The organism is Halolamina sp. CBA1230 (assembly GCF_002025255.2).
In the GTDB taxonomy this organism is placed as follows: domain Archaea; phylum Halobacteriota; class Halobacteria; order Halobacteriales; family Haloferacaceae; genus Halolamina.
This window is the reverse complement of sequence record NZ_CP054587.1, coordinates 2376366-2391780: the sequence shown is the minus strand read 5'-3', so window position 1 is coordinate 2391780 and position 15415 is coordinate 2376366. Positions and strand designations below refer to the sequence as shown.

17 protein-coding genes are annotated in these 15415 nt (G+C 69.3%); 10 read left to right on the top strand and 7 right to left on the bottom strand.

The genetic code is table 11. The features are described 5' to 3' along the window. Nucleotides 1-38 precede the first annotated feature (38 nt). Nucleotides 39-635, top strand: coding sequence for a tRNA (pseudouridine(54)-N(1))-methyltransferase TrmY (gene trmY, locus B4589_RS12630; protein ID WP_079234603.1), 597 nt, complete (start codon nt 39-41; stop codon nt 633-635). Here trmY and B4589_RS12625 read toward each other — a convergent pair. From B4589_RS12625 to arcS, 4 genes are all read right to left on the bottom strand, one after another. Continuing rightward, a complete protein-coding gene (locus tag B4589_RS12625) occupies nt 632-1468 on the bottom strand; it encodes an HTR-like protein (RefSeq protein WP_079234602.1) in 837 nt (278 codons plus the stop codon). The two genes, trmY and B4589_RS12625, sit on opposite strands and share 4 nt — an antisense overlap. Nucleotides 1469-1543: 75 nt before the next feature. After that, complete coding sequence (locus tag B4589_RS12620) at nt 1544-2509, bottom strand: beta-ribofuranosylaminobenzene 5'-phosphate synthase family protein (protein ID WP_079235235.1); 966 nt, start codon at nt 2507-2509, stop codon at nt 1544-1546. Nucleotides 2510-2661: 152 nt separating this feature from the next. After that, nucleotides 2662-3024, bottom strand: coding sequence for an SHOCT domain-containing protein (locus B4589_RS12615; RefSeq protein ID WP_079234601.1), 363 nt, complete (start codon nt 3022-3024; stop codon nt 2662-2664). 31 nt (nt 3025-3055) lie between these two features. Beyond that, nucleotides 3056-4828: an archaeosine synthase subunit alpha gene (gene arcS, locus B4589_RS12610; protein ID WP_079234600.1), complete on the bottom strand. Its 1773-nt coding sequence runs from the start codon at nt 4826-4828 to the stop codon at nt 3056-3058. A 95-nt stretch (nt 4829-4923) separates the two neighbouring features. Between arcS and B4589_RS12605 the strand changes: the two genes are divergently transcribed. From B4589_RS12605 to B4589_RS12585, 5 genes are all read left to right on the top strand, one after another. Beyond that, nucleotides 4924-6072: a sensor histidine kinase KdpD gene (locus tag B4589_RS12605; protein ID WP_158081182.1), complete on the top strand. Its 1149-nt coding sequence runs from the start codon at nt 4924-4926 to the stop codon at nt 6070-6072. A 68-nt stretch (nt 6073-6140) separates the two neighbouring features. Beyond that, entirely contained in the window at nt 6141-7481 is a 1341-nt protein-coding gene (locus tag B4589_RS12600; RefSeq protein WP_079234598.1) for a glutamate-1-semialdehyde 2,1-aminomutase, read from the top strand. A 75-nt stretch (nt 7482-7556) separates the two neighbouring features. Then, entirely contained in the window at nt 7557-8705 is a 1149-nt protein-coding gene (gene hemC, locus B4589_RS12595) for a hydroxymethylbilane synthase (RefSeq protein WP_079234597.1), read from the top strand. A 1-nt stretch (nt 8706) separates the two neighbouring features. Then, on the top strand, nt 8707-9435 hold the full coding sequence (locus tag B4589_RS12590; RefSeq protein WP_079234596.1) for a uroporphyrinogen-III synthase: 729 nt from the start codon (nt 8707-8709) through the stop codon (nt 9433-9435). Nucleotides 9436-9503: 68 nt separating this feature from the next. Then, on the top strand, nt 9504-9674 hold the full coding sequence (locus B4589_RS12585) for a hypothetical protein (protein ID WP_158081181.1): 171 nt from the start codon (nt 9504-9506) through the stop codon (nt 9672-9674). 5 nt (nt 9675-9679) lie between these two features. On the opposite strand, the gene B4589_RS12580 is transcribed toward B4589_RS12585, so the two are convergent. Next, the gene (locus B4589_RS12580; RefSeq protein WP_079234595.1) at nt 9680-10354 is read right to left on the bottom strand and encodes a trimeric intracellular cation channel family protein; all 675 of its coding nucleotides are present in this window, start codon (nt 10352-10354) and stop codon (nt 9680-9682) included. Next, the gene (locus tag B4589_RS12575) at nt 10354-10869 is read right to left on the bottom strand and encodes a nicotinamide-nucleotide adenylyltransferase (protein ID WP_079234594.1); all 516 of its coding nucleotides are present in this window, start codon (nt 10867-10869) and stop codon (nt 10354-10356) included. Before B4589_RS12575 ends, B4589_RS12580 begins: the two co-directional genes overlap by 1 nt. 203 nt (nt 10870-11072) lie before the next feature. On the opposite strand from B4589_RS12575, the gene lonB reads away from it, so the two are divergent. The 4 genes from lonB to B4589_RS12555 all read left to right on the top strand — a co-directional run bounded on the left by lonB (nt 11073) and on the right by B4589_RS12555 (nt 14814). Beyond that, nucleotides 11073-13202 (top strand): ATP-dependent protease LonB, encoded by a 2130-nt coding sequence (gene lonB, locus B4589_RS12570; RefSeq protein ID WP_079234593.1) that lies wholly within the window; start codon nt 11073-11075, stop codon nt 13200-13202. Between the two features lie 121 nt (nt 13203-13323). Further along, on the top strand, nt 13324-13869 hold the full coding sequence (locus B4589_RS12565; protein WP_255246088.1) for a hypothetical protein: 546 nt from the start codon (nt 13324-13326) through the stop codon (nt 13867-13869). Then, on the top strand, nt 13869-14309 hold the full coding sequence (locus B4589_RS18245; protein WP_255246087.1) for a hypothetical protein: 441 nt from the start codon (nt 13869-13871) through the stop codon (nt 14307-14309). The genes B4589_RS12565 and B4589_RS18245 overlap by 1 nt, the downstream gene beginning before the upstream one ends. Nucleotides 14310-14346: 37 nt before the next feature. Next, a complete protein-coding gene (locus tag B4589_RS12555; protein WP_079234592.1) occupies nt 14347-14814 on the top strand; it encodes a transcriptional regulator in 468 nt (155 codons plus the stop codon). Between the two features lie 35 nt (nt 14815-14849). Here B4589_RS12555 and B4589_RS12550 read toward each other — a convergent pair whose 3' ends face one another. Next, nucleotides 14850-15377 carry a type IV pilin gene (locus B4589_RS12550; protein WP_079234591.1) on the bottom strand — a complete coding sequence of 176 codons (528 nt, stop codon included), beginning with the start codon at nt 15375-15377 and terminating at the stop codon, nt 14850-14852. Between the last annotated feature and the right edge of the window lie 38 nt (nt 15378-15415).

Here is a 15415-nt window from a genome sequence, read left to right as displayed (position 1 = left end):
GCGAAACGGATTCTACGGCGGCCCGTCGACAGGGAGGCATGCGCCAGTTCCTCGTCGTCGGCCACGACGTGCCGACCGAGCCCTCGTTCTCGCTCGACGACATCGCCGGCGGTGCGGGCCGGCTGGACGTGCTGTGTCGCTGTGTCAACTCGGCCTTTTTCCTCTCTCACGACCTGCGCGGGGACGTACAGGTCCACCTCGTCCTGCGCGACGAGTACACCGTCTCCTTCGACGGCGCCGACCTGCGCCGACTCAACCCCGACGAGCGCTCGACGGCCGCGCTGATCCGCGGCGCGCTGGAGGAGAAAGGGGAGGCCATCGGCCACCAGCCGGTCGAGACGAGTCCCGGCGTCTCGCTCTACCGGATGGGCTTTTCGGCGACGTTCGACCGCGTCGCCCGCGACGCGACAGTCGTACAACTCCACGAGGACGGCGACCCGCTCGTCGACGCTGAACCGCCGGAGGACCCGCTGTTCGTGCTCTCGGATCACAACGACTTCGCCGACGCGGAGGGGGAACTACTCGACGAGAAGGCGGACCGTCGCGTCCGCGTCGGGCCGAAACGGCTCCACGCCGACCACACGATCACGGTGGCGCACAACTTCCTCGACACCGAGGGGTACCGGCGGTGCTAACGGATCTTCCGCACGTCGCTCACGTCGAAGCCGCCCTCGTGGATCTCGGTCTCGAACCGGACGATGTTCTCCTGCTCCAGCTGGGAGAGCACGCCACGGAACTGTCTGACCACCATCGTTCTGGCGCGCTGGGAGCCGCCGGACTCCCACGAGAACTCGAAGGTGCCCTCCGCGGCGTCCATCAACTGTCCGAACTCCTTGGCGGTGATCGCGTCGCGGTTGACGATCATGACGATCAGCCCGTCCCAGCTGTGGGAGGCCTTGGTGAGCCCGCGGATCAGCGTCGTGATGTCGTTCCACTCCACGTCCTCGCCCATCGCGCCGACGAGGTCGGAGATGGAGTCGAGCACCACGAGGTTCCCCGCCGCGTGTTCGTTGAGGTAATCCCCCAGCGCGCCGAGCACGTCGTCGGTCCCCTCCGCCTTCCCGAGATCCTCGATCGTCTGAGCCTCGCCCATGTACCACTCCCGCGGGATCGGCGAGAGCTGGAAGTACTCCGGCGAGAGATCCCGGAACTGGATCGCCTCGCTCGCGGCCTCGACGATGTCGTCGTCCATCGTGTACCCCATCTCGCGGGCGATCTCGTCGCTGTCGGCGGTGAAGGAGACGTAGTGGATTTCCGGGGGCACCGTCGACCGTTCGGGCAGGTCGCCGTAGTAGAGGTCGAACAGCTCCGGATCGGCGTCCGAGAGCGCGTTCATCGCCGCCGCGGTGTGGGCGAACTCCCGGGCGCCCGCCCCCGACTCCCCGGCCGCGAGCAGGGTGCTCCCCGGCGGCGCGCCGCCGCGGAGGATGCTGTCGATGCGCGCGACGCCCAGCGGTAGCCGCTCCATGCCCCTTCGAGGGCCCGCCGAGCGTATAAAGGGTTCCCGTGTCGGCCCGGCCACGATCGCCGGCAGTCCACGCGGCTACGAGTCGATCGACGCCCCGCGGTTGCGCCCCGCGGCGACGAACACCTCGCCGTCGACGCCCGCCGCGTCGAGCGCTTCTTCGCCGGCCTCGCGGGCGGCGGCCGCGTGCTCGTCGTCCGTGACGCCGTACACCGCCGGCCCCCAGGAGGACTGCCCGGCGCCGTACACCGCGGCCGACCCCGAGAGCGAGTCGACGAGGCTGCCGACCGGCGGGCGGTAGGTGCCGCCCTGCTCGTCGGCGTACCACGCGCCGTTGAGCCGCCCCACCTCGCTCACGGCGTCGCCGAACCGTGCAACGTCGCCGGCCGCGACCGCCGGGAGCACCCCCCGGACCACGACACCTGCGACGCGGTCCGCGAGGTCCGGGTCGGCGTCCGCGACCGTCCGGCGCATCGCGGCGTCCTCGTCGTCGCCGCTCCGGCCCGAGGGCGCGTCGGGAACGACGACGAGGAAGCGCCAGCCCTCCGGGATCGGGTGGCGGGCGGACACCTCGGGCACCGCCCACGAACCCACTTCGGGCGCGTCGGCGGTGAACAGCGCCGCGGGGTGGCCGGCGTCGAGCACGAACCCGCCCTGTTCGAACGTGGCGACGCCGACGCCGGAGCGGCCGCCGCGACCGAGATCTGGCGCGCGCTCCCGGGCGCCGGGCGCGCGACCGTGGGCGCGGGCGACCGCCGCCAGCACGGCCAGCGCGATCTGCGTTCCGCTCCCGAGCCCGGCGTGGCGGGGGAGGCCGCTCTCGACGGACACGTCGGCGCCGGACACCGAGAGCAGGTCACAGGCGCGTTCGGCGTACTCGGCGGCCACCTCGTCGTCACAGCGGACCGACTCGGCGGCCGTCGCCTCGACGGCGAGCGGGGGGCGATCGAGCGCGACCCCGAGCGCGCCGTAGAGCCGGTCGTAGGCGAGCGAGAGGTTGCCGAAGCCGAAGTGGAGTCGGCCGGCGGTCTCGACACGAGCCATCGTCCGTCTCTCGTCGCGAAGCCCCTTCGCCGTTTCGGCGCGAACGCCCCCGCTTTCGACGGTCGCCTGCAAGGTCGGCACCGAGCCGCCGACCGCGAGTTCGGCCCGCAGCCCGCGGTGCGGGAGTCACCGGAAGCCGAGAACTGACGGCGCTACCGCTCCCTGACGCGCTCGCGTTCGCCGCGTTCTCGCGCCCCGTCGACGCCCGCGGATCGACCTGTCCCCTCCGTCTCCAAGAGCTGATCCAGTCGCCGTTCGAACTCCGCCTCGGTGAGCTCGCCACGGGCGTATCGCTCCCGAAGCGTCGCTACTGGGTCGTCGCGCTCCGGATCAGCGTCACCCTCCTCGTCCTCGTAGTACGTGAGGATCGCCAGCACCGGCGCGACGATGAACCAGCCGACGATGGTGACGACCGCGGGGAGGGCGCCGAGCGAGAGCACTGCGGTGAGCGCGGAGAGCCCGAGCGTGACCACGAGGACGAGCGCGATGCCCGGCCAGGACTTGAGCGGGACCATACTCGGAGACGCGTCAGGAATCCTGAAAAAGCTACCGCGAGCGCGTCGACAGTTCGTCGACGTGTCGGGTCTCGACGGCGATTCCCCGGGTCGACTCCTGCATCTCCCGACCGAACATCGACGCCCGGCCGACGCCGAACGCCTTCGGCCCGGAGACGATCACCTCGTCGCCGGTGCGGATCCCCTCGTCGGCGTCGACGACACCAGGCGCGAGCACGCTGCCGTGAGGGACGAACTCGTCGATCTCGACGGTCTTGCTCGGCGCGTCGCTCTCGGCCCACTTCCGGGCGCCGGCAGTCGTGAAGGAGAGCACGCCGTACTGGGGGACCATCGTCGCCAACTGCTCGCCCTCGGTGTCGCGAACCTGGAGCTTCGGGTAGCGACTGGTGGTCCGGATCTCGTCGCTGGGGAACAGCGCCGCGCCCGCACCCTCGCCGAGCTGGTAGTCGGCCATCGCGCGAACGATCCGGTGTTCGCGGGTGCGCTTCCGGTACGTTTCCTCCCCCTCGAGTGCGTCGGACAGCGCCGCGAGCGACTCGTCCGTGGTGGGGTGGTCGGCGACGGTGTACTCGAACTCGGCGTCGACCGCTGGCTCCACGGTCTCACAGATGTCGGTGTACCCCCCCGGCGGGACGTGGGCGATCACGCGGTCGTACTCGTTGCGCTGGAGGTATCTCTGGAGCACTTCGGCGACGAACTCCCGCTCGTCGGCGCTCCAGCGCCCGGTGACGACAGTGTCGTACTGCTGGGCGGGGTAGGTGAGTTCGAGCTCCTGCGGGACGACGCCGATGGGCGAGGTCATGGAGGCGAGGTGGCCGCGCCACTGGATCGCGTCGTGGAACTGCCGGTGGCTCTGTGACTCGCTGTACGGCTTCTTCGCCGAACAGGGGACGAGCACCAGCGGGTCGTCGAACTCCGTCTCGTAACGGTTCGTCACGCGCTCGGCGAAGCGCTGGATCTCCGGCCGGCGGATGCTGTCGCCGCTGGCCGCGGCGAGTTCGCTGTCCCGCACGACCGGCGCGCGCTCCTCGACGTAGCCGTACTGCTGATCGAACTCGCGGAACGCGGCGGTGAGCCACTGGTCGTGGCGAGCCTGCCCCTCGACGTAGTCGCGCAGGCGGCCCTCGCGGATGCGCTCGCGGACGACCCGGAGCTCAGTGCGGAGCGCGTTTGCGTTGTGCTCGGCGCAGTCCCGGCGATCGAACTCCTCGATGGGCTGCTGGCAGGCCGCACACGAACAGGGAAGCTCCCGCAGGTCCTCGAGGAACCGCTCGCCCTCGCTGGTGAGGTAGAACCCCTCGGCACCACGGACACGAGCTTTCTTCGCGTCGACGAGGTCGACCCCGGCGTAGACGAGTGTCGCGACGTTCCGCGGCGTGGCGACGCCGGAGAGGTACAGCGCGGTGTCGGCGGGGATCGCCTCCCGGGTGCGGACGATGGCGTCTTTGAACGCCGCCGCGTGGCCGACGAACCCGTTGGCGTCGGAGAGCAGATAGGCGTCGGCGCCCACGTCCCGGGCCTCCTCGCTGGAGAGCACGGCGGCACTGGGGGCGTCGATCTCGGGGTGGTCGACGCGGAACGACTCCCGGACGGGTTCGCGGGTGCCCGGCGGGAACGCGCGGTGGGGGAGAACGGTGAGGCGGTCGTCGGCGCCCTCGGGGAGGTCGCGGTCCTCGGCCCAGAGGGAGCCGGCGTCCTCGACGACGGAATCGGCCGTCGCCGGCGTCGTGACGGGGTCGGCGAGGCGGAGTTCGCCGAGGCGGGCGGCGCCGTCGCGCCCGTGCACCTCGAAGTACTCGGTCATGGCCCGAACTGGCGCGGGGAGGGCCTTATCGGGTTCGTTGTGGTGTCGCTGGCGGTAGCTTGATGCGGCCAGTGGGTGAGGGTAGGTCCAGAACGATGTCTACGAAGGGGGAGTCACGAGGGGTCGTCGACGCGCTCCTGCGGGAGGTCGGGTTCAACCCCGACGTCGAGTCGAAGGGGGAGCCCGATCGGGGGACGACGCGGCTGGTAGCCAGCGCGATCGTCGTCCTCACGGGCGTCGTACTGCTGATCCCGAACGTCACCGTTCTGCTGACACCCGGGCTCGGCCCCGTCGGGCTCGCCCTCTCGCTGGTCGGCACGGTGGTCTCGACCGGGCTGGTCGCGGCGGGGTACAGCCTCTACCGCAGCGGCTTCAGCGACCGGAACGCGATCCGGATCGCGGTCTGGAACGTGCTCGGCCTCGTCGTGCTGGGGTCGGTGATGCTCGGGCTGTTCGCCTACCAGTCCGGCGCCGGGGTCGATATCACGAACCGGGCGTTCACGATCGCGAACCTGCTCGCGATCGGCGCGGCGGCCCACGTCATCATCGGCGTGTACGACGCCCGGCGTGTCCGGGCCGAGGAGCTGGCGGCCGAGCGCCGGAAGCTGGCCGTACTGAACCGCGTGCTCCGGCACAACCTCCGGAACGAGGCGACGGTGATGCTGGGGCACGCGGAGCAGATCGCCGCCACCGCCGACGACGAGAGCGTCGTCGACTCCGCGGAGACGCTACGGAAACACGTCGAGATCGTCGGCGAGCTCGCCGAGGAGGCCGACACCGTGATGAGCGTCTACGACCGGCACGGCTCCGGGTTGGAGGACAGATCGGTCCGGGACGACGCACAACGCGCCGTCGAGTCAGTCGCAGCCGAGCACCCCGAGGCCGACCTCTCGGTCGACGTGCCCGAGGGGTTGGCTGCCCGCTCGGACCCCGCACTCCCCGACGCGATCGAGGAGCTGGTCGAGAACGGCGTCGTCCACGGCGCCGACGAGCCCGCAGTCGAGGTGACCGCGGTCCGCGAGGACGACTGGGTCGCGATCGAAGTCCGCGACGACGGTCCCGGCATCCCCGAAGAGGAGTACCAGGTCGTCACCGGCGACACCGAGATCACCCAGCTCACCCACGGCTCCGGGCTGGGGCTCTGGGTCGCACAGGCGGTCGTCGACGCCGCCGGCGGGCGCCTCGACTTCGGCGTCCCCGACGAGGGTGGCACCGTCGTCACGCTGCGGCTGCCGCCGGCCTGACCGCGGGACGGCGAAGCCGTGTGTCGAACCCGTTAGCTTCTTTCGCCGGCCGGCCCGACCCCCGACGTATGAACCACGAACGCTCCGGCGAGCTCTACGACCGCGCGCTGTCGGTGCTGCCCGGCGGCGTGAACTCGTCGGTCCGCGCGGCGATCGAGCCGTACCCCCCCTTCGCCGAGAGCGGCGAGGGCGGCCACGTCGTCGACGCCGACGGCAACCGCTACGTCGACTGGGTGATGGGACTCGGCCCGCTGCTGCTGGGGCACGACCTGCCCGAGCAGGTGCAGTCCGAGATCCAGCGTCACGCCAGCGCCGGGCCGATGTACGGGATGCCGACCGAGATCGAGGTCGAACACGCCGAGTTCGTCGCCCGGCACGTCCCGAGCGTGGAGATGCTGCGGTTCGTTAACTCCGGCACCGAGGCGACGGTGTCGGCCACTCGCCTCGCCCGAGGGTACACGGATCGGAACAAGATCGTCGTGATGCAGGGCTCCTACCACGGCGCCAACGACTCCACGCTCGTGGAGGGCGACCTCGACGAGCGCGGCCCCTCGACCGACGGGATCCCGGCGGAGTTCGCGAAACACACGATCCCCGTCCCGTTCAACGACTCCGAAGCGGTCACCGAGGCCTTCGAGGAGCACGGCGACGAGATCGCCGCCGTCCTCGTCGAACCGATCCTCGCGAACAAGGGGATCGTCCACCCAGTCGACGGCTACCACGAGCTCCTCCGGGATCTCTGTGACGACTACGGCTCGCTGCTGATCTGGGACGAGGTGATCACGGGGTTCCGTGTCGGCGGCCTCGGCTGTGCCCAGTCGAAGTTCGGCATCGAGCCCGACGTGACCACGTTCGGGAAGATCATCGGCGGCGGCTTCCCCGTCGGCGCCATCGGCGGGAAAAGCGAGATCATCAGCCAGTTCACCCCCTCCGGCGACGTGTTCCAGGCGGGCACCTTCTCGGGCCACCCCGTGACGATGGCCGCCGGACTCGAAACGCTGCGCTTCGCCGCCGAGAACGACGTGTACGAGCACGTCAACAGCCTGGGGCGGCAGCTCCGGGAGGGGCTGACCGAGATCGTCCGGGAGCGCGCGCCGGAGTACACGGTGGTCGGCACCGACTCGCTGTTCAAGGTGATCTTCACCCGTGACGGCCCCGAGAACGTCGAGGACACCTGCGCCGGCGGCTGCCGGCAGGACGAGAGCTGCCCGCGCTACGAGTACTGCCCGAAAACCGGCGCCGACGTTGCCGCCGCCGAGACCGACCGCTGGCGCCGGCGGTTCTGGCCGAAGATGAAGGAGCAGGGCGTGTTCCTCTCCCAGAACCAGTTCGAGTCGCAGTTCGTCTCCTACGGCCACACCGAGGAAGACGTGGAGGAGACGCTGGCGGCGTATCGCGAGGCGCTGTAACGCCGCCGCGACGACGCAGGGGCGTCCCGACCCACGAACGCACCCCTTTTCCCCACCCGTCGCCCACTCCCGCCCATGAGCTCCGACAGGACCCTCCGCCTCGCCACGCGCGGGTCCGACCTCGCTTTGCGACAGGCTGCGCTGGTGCAGGACCGGGTGGGGACCCGCCGGCGCCCGGTGGAACTGGTCGAGATCGAGACCGAGGGCGACCGGATCCGTGACGAACTGATCGCCGACCTCGGCCGGATCGGCGCGTTCGTCCACGCGCTGGACCAGGAGGTCGTCGACGGCGACTGCGACGCCGCAGTCCACTCGATGAAGGATATGCCGACCGAGTTCGCCGAGGGGATCGTCGTCGCCGCCGTGCCCGAGCGCGCCGCGGCGGGCGACCTGCTCGTCACGAAGGAGGGCAAGGACCTCGAGGATCTCCACGAGGGCGCCGTCGTCGGCACCTCGTCGGTCCGCCGGACCGCCCAGCTACTCCACGCTCGCCCCGATCTGGACGTTCGACCGCTGCGAGGGAACGTCGATACGCGGATCGAGAAGCTGCTCGCGCCCGAACTCCAGCGCGAGCACGAGCGCCGCCTCGGCACCGACGAGACGGAGACCAGCAAGGAGATGCGGGAGTACAACATCGACCCCGAGGGCGTGCTCGACGACGAGAACGAGGGGCTGAACGCGCTGGAGGAGGAGACCGACGAGTTCGACCAGAGCGTCGAGGAGTGGTTCGATAGCCTCTCCGAACTCCAACGCGGTGCGCTCGGCCAGGAGTACGACCACGAGTACGACGCGATCGTGCTCGCGGAGGCCGGGGTGGAACGCAGCGGCCTGCGCCACAAGATCGGCACCAGCCGCCTCCCGACCGAGGAGTTCGTCCCCGCGCCCGCACAGGGCGCCATCGCCGTCACCGCCAGGGACGAGGAGGTGGTCTCGCGGCTCCGGAACCGGCTCGATCACGCGCCGACCCGGGTCGCGATCACCGTCGAGCGCACCGTGCTCGCGGAGCTCGGCGGGGGCTGTGTCGCCCCACTGGGCGTCCACGCGACCGTGCAGGGGGATATGGTCTCCGTCCGCGCGCAGGTGCTCTCGACCGACGGCACCGAGGTCGTCGAGGAGACCCGCGACCTGCCGGTCGCACGGCACGCCGAGGCCGCGACCGAGTTCGCTTCCGACCTCGCCGACCGGGGCGCCGACGACCTGATCGCGGCCGCCGCCGAGGAGTAGCATGTCCCGCCCGCGCGTCGCCGTCTTCCGCCCGGACGACGGCCGCATCGACGACGCCGCCGACCTCCTCGACTCGCTCGGTGCCGAGCCGGTGCCGGACCCGATGCTGACGATCGAACCGACCGACGAGACGCCACCCGACGCCGACTTCGTCGTGCTCACGTCTTCGACGGGCGTGGACGTGCTCGCCGACGCGGGCTGGGCTCCCGGCGACGCCGTGTTGTGCTGTATCGGCGCCTCGACCGCCGAGGCTGCCGAGTCGGCTGGCTGGACCGTCGACCGCGTGCCCGAGCAGTACGACTCCGCGGGGATGGTCGCGTCACTCCGTGACGACGTCGACGGGAAGACCGTCGCGCTCGCGCGCTCGGACCGGGCGAGCGCGACGATGCCCGAGGGCCTGCGCGACGCGGGCGCCGACGTGAGCGAGACGACGCTCTACCGGCTCGAACGCCCCGACGACGCCGACGAGTCCGCGGAACTGGCTGCTCGCGGGGAGCTGGACGGCGCCGCGTTCACCTCCGCCTCGACCGTCGAGGGGTTTCTCGCCGCGGCCGAGGGGCGTGGGATCCGCGAGGACGCGGTCGCGGGGCTGAACGAGGCCGTCGTCGGCGCGATCGCCGAGAGCCCCGCCGAGACCGCGCGGGAGGCGGGGATCACGGTCGACGTGGTGCCCGAGGAGGCCGACTTCGAGACGCTGGCCCGCGCGGTCGTCGAGCGGGCGGAACGGTAGTCCTCCTCCGCGTCGGCCAGCCGTGGCGAGCGTGCGATTTTATGGTCGAACGGGACGCGCGTCGAGCCATGGAACGGGAACGAACCGTCCTGATCGTGCTGTTCGTCGTCCTCGCGGGGTCGTCACTCGGCCTGTTCAGGAGCACGGATACCGATCTCACGATCTACCTCGCCGGGGCGATGCTCGGCGCCGCCGCCACGGGGATCGCCGTCCAGCTCCGCGGCGGGGTCGACCGATAGCGGGCTCAGACCGTCGGCAGCCGCCAGCCGTACCGCAGCGCGCCGAGGCGGAGGCCGAACACCACGCCCGCCGCGAACAGCGTCGTCGCGCCGACCGAGAGGCCGGCAGCGACCGCTGGCGGGGCGACGGCGCCGCCGGCGACCGCGGGCGTCGCGTAGAAGTCCTCGCGGAGCACCGCTGGGATCCGGGCGAGCAGCAGATCCGAGAGGCTCCCACCCCCGACGCCCGTGAGCGTCGCGGTGACGACGACGCCGAACGGCGAGAGGCCGGCTTCGATCCCGACCGCGGCGCCGGTCGCGGCGAACGCCGCGAGGCCGACCGCGTCGGGGAGGAGCACCGCGGGGCTCTCCATCAGATCACCGTCACCAGAACGCGACGCGTTCTGGTTGGCAGACGAGAGCTTGCGGCTCTCGTCGACCTCGACTCGGGTGGCGAGCGCGACGGCGAGGGCGATCCCGGCGGCGGCGAACAGCACCTCCGTGTTCGACTGGAGCGACGTGGGGATCCGGCCGACCAACAGGTCACGGATCGTCCCGCCCCCGAGCGCGGTGAGAAAGCCCAGCACCGCCACGCCGAACAGGTCGAGGCCGGCGTCGCTGCCTTTCAGCGCGCCGACGGCGGCGAAGGCCACGAGGCCGATCGCGTTCATCACCCCGAACGCGATCCCGGCCTCGACCATCAGTTCCCGTTGGTGTCGGTCTCGGATATCTGTCGGATGCGCTCGACGCCGTCGATCTCGTGGATCGTGGCGGCGACGGCGTCGGGGACGAGCGACTCCCAGTCGCCGCCGGTGACGAGCCGTTCGCGGATCTCCGTCCCTTCGAGTACGTCGCGCTGGAACATCGGCGACTGGCGCACCTCGACGCCGGCCTCCCCGAACAGCCGGACGACGAGCGGGTTGTTCGAGTACGCCACGTCGAACTTCGGGGTCATCGACTGGACGTGGCTGACCCAGACCGCGTTCCGGTCGAGGTCCTCGATCGGGACGACGTAGCTGGTGACGTCGAGCTCCTTCAACGCCTTCGTCACCATCATCACACGCTCGCCGGCGGTGAAGGGGTTCCGCGTCGTGTGGGAGTCGCCCGCGGAGCCGATACCGATCACGAGCTCGTCGACCTCGTCGGCGATCTCCGTCACCATCCGGTGGTGGCCGTCGTGGTACGGCTGGAACCGTCCGATGTAGAACCCCCGCATGCTCACCGCGTTCGCTCCCGGGGGGAATAAAAACCGCGGGTCGGCCCACCCGACCCCATTTATAAGCGATCGGCCAGGGAGAGTTTGTGGAAAAACGTGGTTTAGAGCCTCATACCTACGGATTCCGGAAGAGGAGCGAGTTCCACTGATGGGGGAAAGTATATCAGGCGCGCGAGCCTCGTTTGTAGTAGCGACAGCGTTCTATGAGCAACGAAACGGACGATACCGACGTGCCCGACGAGGGGGAGCAGGGGGAGGATCCCTTCCCGCTCAACGGGTCGGGCGCCCGAGAGGGCGACCCCGACGAACAGCCCGACCCCCCCGCGGAGCAGCAGCCCCGCGAGGAGGACGAGGACGAGGCTCCCGGGATCGAGGACCTCGGGAGCGAGGTGGAGTTCGACGCCGAAATCGACGACGACGAGGAGATCGGGAAGGACGACCTGCTCGGCGGGCTCCGGATCGACTCGACCGACGAGATCGAGGTGCCCGATCGGCTGGTCGACCAGGTGATCGGGCAGGAGCACGCCCGGGACGTCGTGATGAAGGCGGCCAAGCAGCGCCGCCACGTGATGATGATCGGCTCCCCCGGGACGGGGAAGTCGATGCTCGCGAAGGCGATGGCGGAGCTCCTGCCGAAGGAGGAGCTCCAGGACGTGCTCGTCTACCACAACCCGGACGACAGCAACGAGCCGAAAGTCCGGACCGTCCCCGCAGGCAAGGGCGAACAGATCATCGACGCCCACAAGGAGGAGGCCCAGAAGCGCGATCAGCTGCGCAGCCTCCTGATGTGGATCGTGATCGCCGTCGTCGCCGGCTACGCCATCCTCGCGATGGGGAACCCCATCATCGCCGTGATCGCGGCGGTGCTGATCTACATCGGGTTCCAGTACATCTCCCGTGGCAGCGACGCGATGATCCCGAACCTGCTGGTGGACAACGCCGACACGAAGACGGCGCCGTTCGAGGACGCGACGGGTGCCCACGCGGGTGCGCTGCTGGGCGACGTCCGCCACGACCCGTTCCAGTCCGGCGGGATGGAGACGCCGAGCCACGACCGCGTCGAGGCCGGCGCGATCCACAAGGCGAACAAGGGCGTGCTGTTCATCGACGAGATCAACACGCTCGACGTGCGCTCCCAGCAGCATCTCATGACCGCGGTCCAGGAGGGCGAGTTCGGGATCACGGGCCAGTCAGAGCGCTCCTCGGGCGCGATGGTCCAGACCGAACCCGTCCCGACGGACTTCGTGATGGTCGCAGCGGGGAACCTGGACGCGATGGAGAACATGCACCCCGCGCTCCGGAACCGCATCCGCGGCTACGGGTACGAGGTGTACATGGACGACACCATCCGCGACAGCCCGGAGATGCGCCGGAAGTACGCGCGCTTCGTGGCACAGGAGGTCGAGAACGACGGCCGACTCCCGCACTTCACGGACGACGCCGTCGAGGAGGTCATCCTCGAGGCCCGGCGCCGCTCGGGCCGGAAGGACCACCTCACGCTCGAACTCCGCTCGCTGGGTGGGCTGGTCCGCGTCGCGGGTGACATCGCCCGTGGCGAGGGCGCCGACGCCACCACGCGCGAGCACGTGCTCGAGGCCAAGGGCCGTAGCCGTTCGATCGAGCAGCAGCTCGCGGACGACTACATCGAGCGCCGGAAGGATTACGAGCTCCAGGTCTCCGAAGGCCACGAGGTCGGCCGCGTCAACGGCCTCGCCGTGATGGGCGACGACTCCGGGATCATGCTGCCGGTGATGGCGGAGATCACCCCCTCCCAGGGGATGGGTGGGCAGGTGATCGCCACCGGCCAGCTCCAGGAGATGGCCGAGGAGTCGGTGCAGAACGTCTCGGCGATCATCAAGAAGTACACCGACGAGCAGATCTCGGACAAGGACATCCACATCCAGTTCATCCAGACCGGCCAGCAGGGCGTCGACGGCGACTCGGCGTCGATCACGGTCGCGACGGCGGTGATCTCCGCGCTGGAGAACATCGGCGTCGATCAGAGCCTCGCGATGACGGGCTCGCTGTCGGTGCGCGGGGACGTGCTCCCCGTCGGCGGCGTCACCCACAAGATCGAGGCCGCCGCGAAGGCGGGCTGTGACCGCGTGATCATCCCGCAGGCCAACGAGCAGGACGTGATGATCGAGGACGAGTACAAGGACATGATCGAGATCATCCCGGTCTCGCACATCTCCGAGGTGCTCGAAGTCGCACTCGAAGGCGAGGGCGAGAAGGACTCGCTCGTGAGCCGGCTCAAGAGCATCACCGGCTCGGCGCTGGAGAGCTCCGACGTGACGAAGCCCGCGGGCGGTTCGGAGCCGACGCCGCAGTAGTTCTTTCGGGCACGTCTTTTCCGTGACGCCGTCGAGGTAGCGACGACATCTGTCGATGAATTGGGCGAAATATCTCGTTTTCGTGAGAAACTATTTGTGTCGCAGCGACGAACTGGCGGGTATGAGCCAGCGGGAGTCAGCGTGGCTCGACGGGATGGACGCCGAAGCACGCGTCCGCCACGTCGCGTCGACGCGAACCGAGCCACGGAACGCCGGATGGATCGCCGACGAGGCGAACGTCTCGCGGGATACGGCGGTGAAGTACCTCGAACGGATGGTCGAGCAGGGTGATCTCGAAGCTGTCGAGACCGATCGAGGGATCGGGTACAAGCCCGACGAGGTGACACAGTTCCTCGACGAGGTGCGGCGGCTGGCCGAGGCCCACGGCGTCGACGAACTGACTGCGGAACTGGACGCCATCGCGACCGAGATCGAGGAGTGGCGCGAGGCGTACGACGTGGAGTCGCTGTCGGAGCTGCGCCGGAGCGTCGGCCGGGACGACCTCACGGAGACGGAGCGTAACGACCGGCTGGAGACGATCGCAGAGTGGGAGTACGACATGGAGATCCGTGAGGCGATCCGGCTGGCGATCAGTTTGCAGGACTCGCTGACGACGCTGGAGCCGTTCGGCGACGACTCGACTGACGCGGTGGTGGAGCGCGGATAGTGGTGTTGCTCGCCGGCGGTCGTGGTTTCACGCGACGCCAGGGGCTACGCCGTCTCAAAGAGCGACTGCAGAACGTTGCTGGCGCGTCGGACGTCCGATACAGACCCTCCAAGGTTCGCCCCCGAACGGTTGTCGCCGACCTCGCCGTCGATCAGTTCCTCGGCAAGGCGTTCCCACGGACGGACGCGACACTGGAGGTGCTGTGGCGGCCGCACGAGGGAGACGACATCCAGCGCGTGCAGTACGTCGACGACGCGGTTAGCCTCGGCTGGCACAAGGACGACGACCATCCCGACCTCGGGGTGACGCACTTCCAGTTGGCGCGGGAGGGTGAGGTCAAGCACGAGCCGGCGGATATCGAGGTTGAGGCGCCGCTAAGCGTTCTGGAGATCTGTCTCGAGCGACTCCGGAAGCGACTCCAGGAGGACGTGAACAACTGAGAGCGAGCCGCTATCAAGAACCAAGTGAACGAAATCCATGAGCGAAGAACCGACTGACACCGAACCCACGCACGACGAATTTTCGTCCGATCCGGATGCGGTCGAGTACCCCTCGACCCTTCGCATCACGTCGATCCCCGCAGAGCAGGCCCAAGCGGCAGCCATCGAGCGCGCCGAACGGTGGGAGGGCGGCGAGACGGTCCCGCACGTCGTCAACTTCGAGGACCGGGCACGGCTCCGCCAACTGCTCACTGACCGGCGGATGGAACTACTCGAAGCGGTGATGGATCAGCCGCCCGAGAGCATCCGCGCGCTGGCCGACCGGCTCGACCGTGACGTCCACGACGTTCACGACGATCTGTCCCTGCTGGCGGAGTACGAGATCGTCCACTTCGAGGCGGACGGCCGCGCGAAGAAGCCGTACGTTCCCTACGACACGGTCCGGATCGAGGTCGAGTTCGGCCTGCGGCGCGGCGACGGATCGGAGTCGGCTGCGTCCGTGTAGACGATGTTTCGGAAGACCGTCGCGGAGGCGAACTGTTACCGCAGCGTTACTTCCTGGTCCATCAGGATCGACTCGGACGGGAGGTGAATCAGGCGGATGCGGTAGTCCTCGCCGGAGGAGAGTGTGTCGTCGTCGTCCTCATCGGCAATCGTCACTTGGTCGCCGACTTGGAACTCGTCGCCGGACTCTGGGTTATCACCGTCGTAGTTCAGAGTGAGATTAGCACCGTCAAGGCTGGGAGACCAGGAACCTTGCTCGAACCGGGCAGCGCCGTCACCATCGACTGGCTCGACGATCACTCGAATATCGCTGAAGGCGATGGCGTCACCACCGTCGTGCGAGATCGTGAACGCATCGTCATCACCAGCATCCGAGTAATCGTCCGACGCGTCCGCCGCGTTCAGCGACGCCTGCGGCGCCTGTTCCAAACTGTCCCCGAGTCCGAGGACGAACGTGCCGATAACCGCGGCCAGAATCACCGTAATCGCGACCATCAGGATGACGCCGATGACCGGGCTCACACCACGGTCGTCGCCGAGCATCGCTTTGAGCTTCTGTTTCATGGGTATCCGACCGCCCGCGGTTCGGCTGCTGTGGGCAC

Coding starts and splice junctions, on each gene's coding strand:
- B4589_RS12590 (WP_079234596.1), top strand. CDS start 8,707: ATGTCCCGCCCGCGCGTCGCCGTCTTCCGCCCGGACGACGGCCGCATC.
- B4589_RS12575 (WP_079234594.1), bottom strand. CDS start 10,869: ATGCGGGGGTTCTACATCGGACGGTTCCAGCCGTACCACGACGGCCAC.
- trmY (WP_079234603.1), top strand. CDS start 39: ATGCGCCAGTTCCTCGTCGTCGGCCACGACGTGCCGACCGAGCCCTCG.
- B4589_RS12625 (WP_079234602.1), bottom strand. CDS start 1,468: ATGGAGCGGCTACCGCTGGGCGTCGCGCGCATCGACAGCATCCTCCGC.
- B4589_RS12565 (WP_255246088.1), top strand. CDS start 13,324: ATGAGCCAGCGGGAGTCAGCGTGGCTCGACGGGATGGACGCCGAAGCA.
- B4589_RS12615 (WP_079234601.1), bottom strand. CDS start 3,024: ATGGTCCCGCTCAAGTCCTGGCCGGGCATCGCGCTCGTCCTCGTGGTC.
- B4589_RS12605 (WP_158081182.1), top strand. CDS start 4,924: ATGTCTACGAAGGGGGAGTCACGAGGGGTCGTCGACGCGCTCCTGCGG.
- B4589_RS12585 (WP_158081181.1), top strand. CDS start 9,504: ATGGAACGGGAACGAACCGTCCTGATCGTGCTGTTCGTCGTCCTCGCG.
- B4589_RS12600 (WP_079234598.1), top strand. CDS start 6,141: ATGAACCACGAACGCTCCGGCGAGCTCTACGACCGCGCGCTGTCGGTG.
- B4589_RS12620 (WP_079235235.1), bottom strand. CDS start 2,509: ATGGCTCGTGTCGAGACCGCCGGCCGACTCCACTTCGGCTTCGGCAAC.
- lonB (WP_079234593.1), top strand. CDS start 11,073: ATGAGCAACGAAACGGACGATACCGACGTGCCCGACGAGGGGGAGCAG.
- hemC (WP_079234597.1), top strand. CDS start 7,557: ATGAGCTCCGACAGGACCCTCCGCCTCGCCACGCGCGGGTCCGACCTC.
- B4589_RS12550 (WP_079234591.1), bottom strand. CDS start 15,377: ATGAAACAGAAGCTCAAAGCGATGCTCGGCGACGACCGTGGTGTGAGC.
- B4589_RS12580 (WP_079234595.1), bottom strand. CDS start 10,354: ATGGTCGAGGCCGGGATCGCGTTCGGGGTGATGAACGCGATCGGCCTC.
- arcS (WP_079234600.1), bottom strand. CDS start 4,828: ATGACCGAGTACTTCGAGGTGCACGGGCGCGACGGCGCCGCCCGCCTC.
- B4589_RS12555 (WP_079234592.1), top strand. CDS start 14,347: ATGAGCGAAGAACCGACTGACACCGAACCCACGCACGACGAATTTTCG.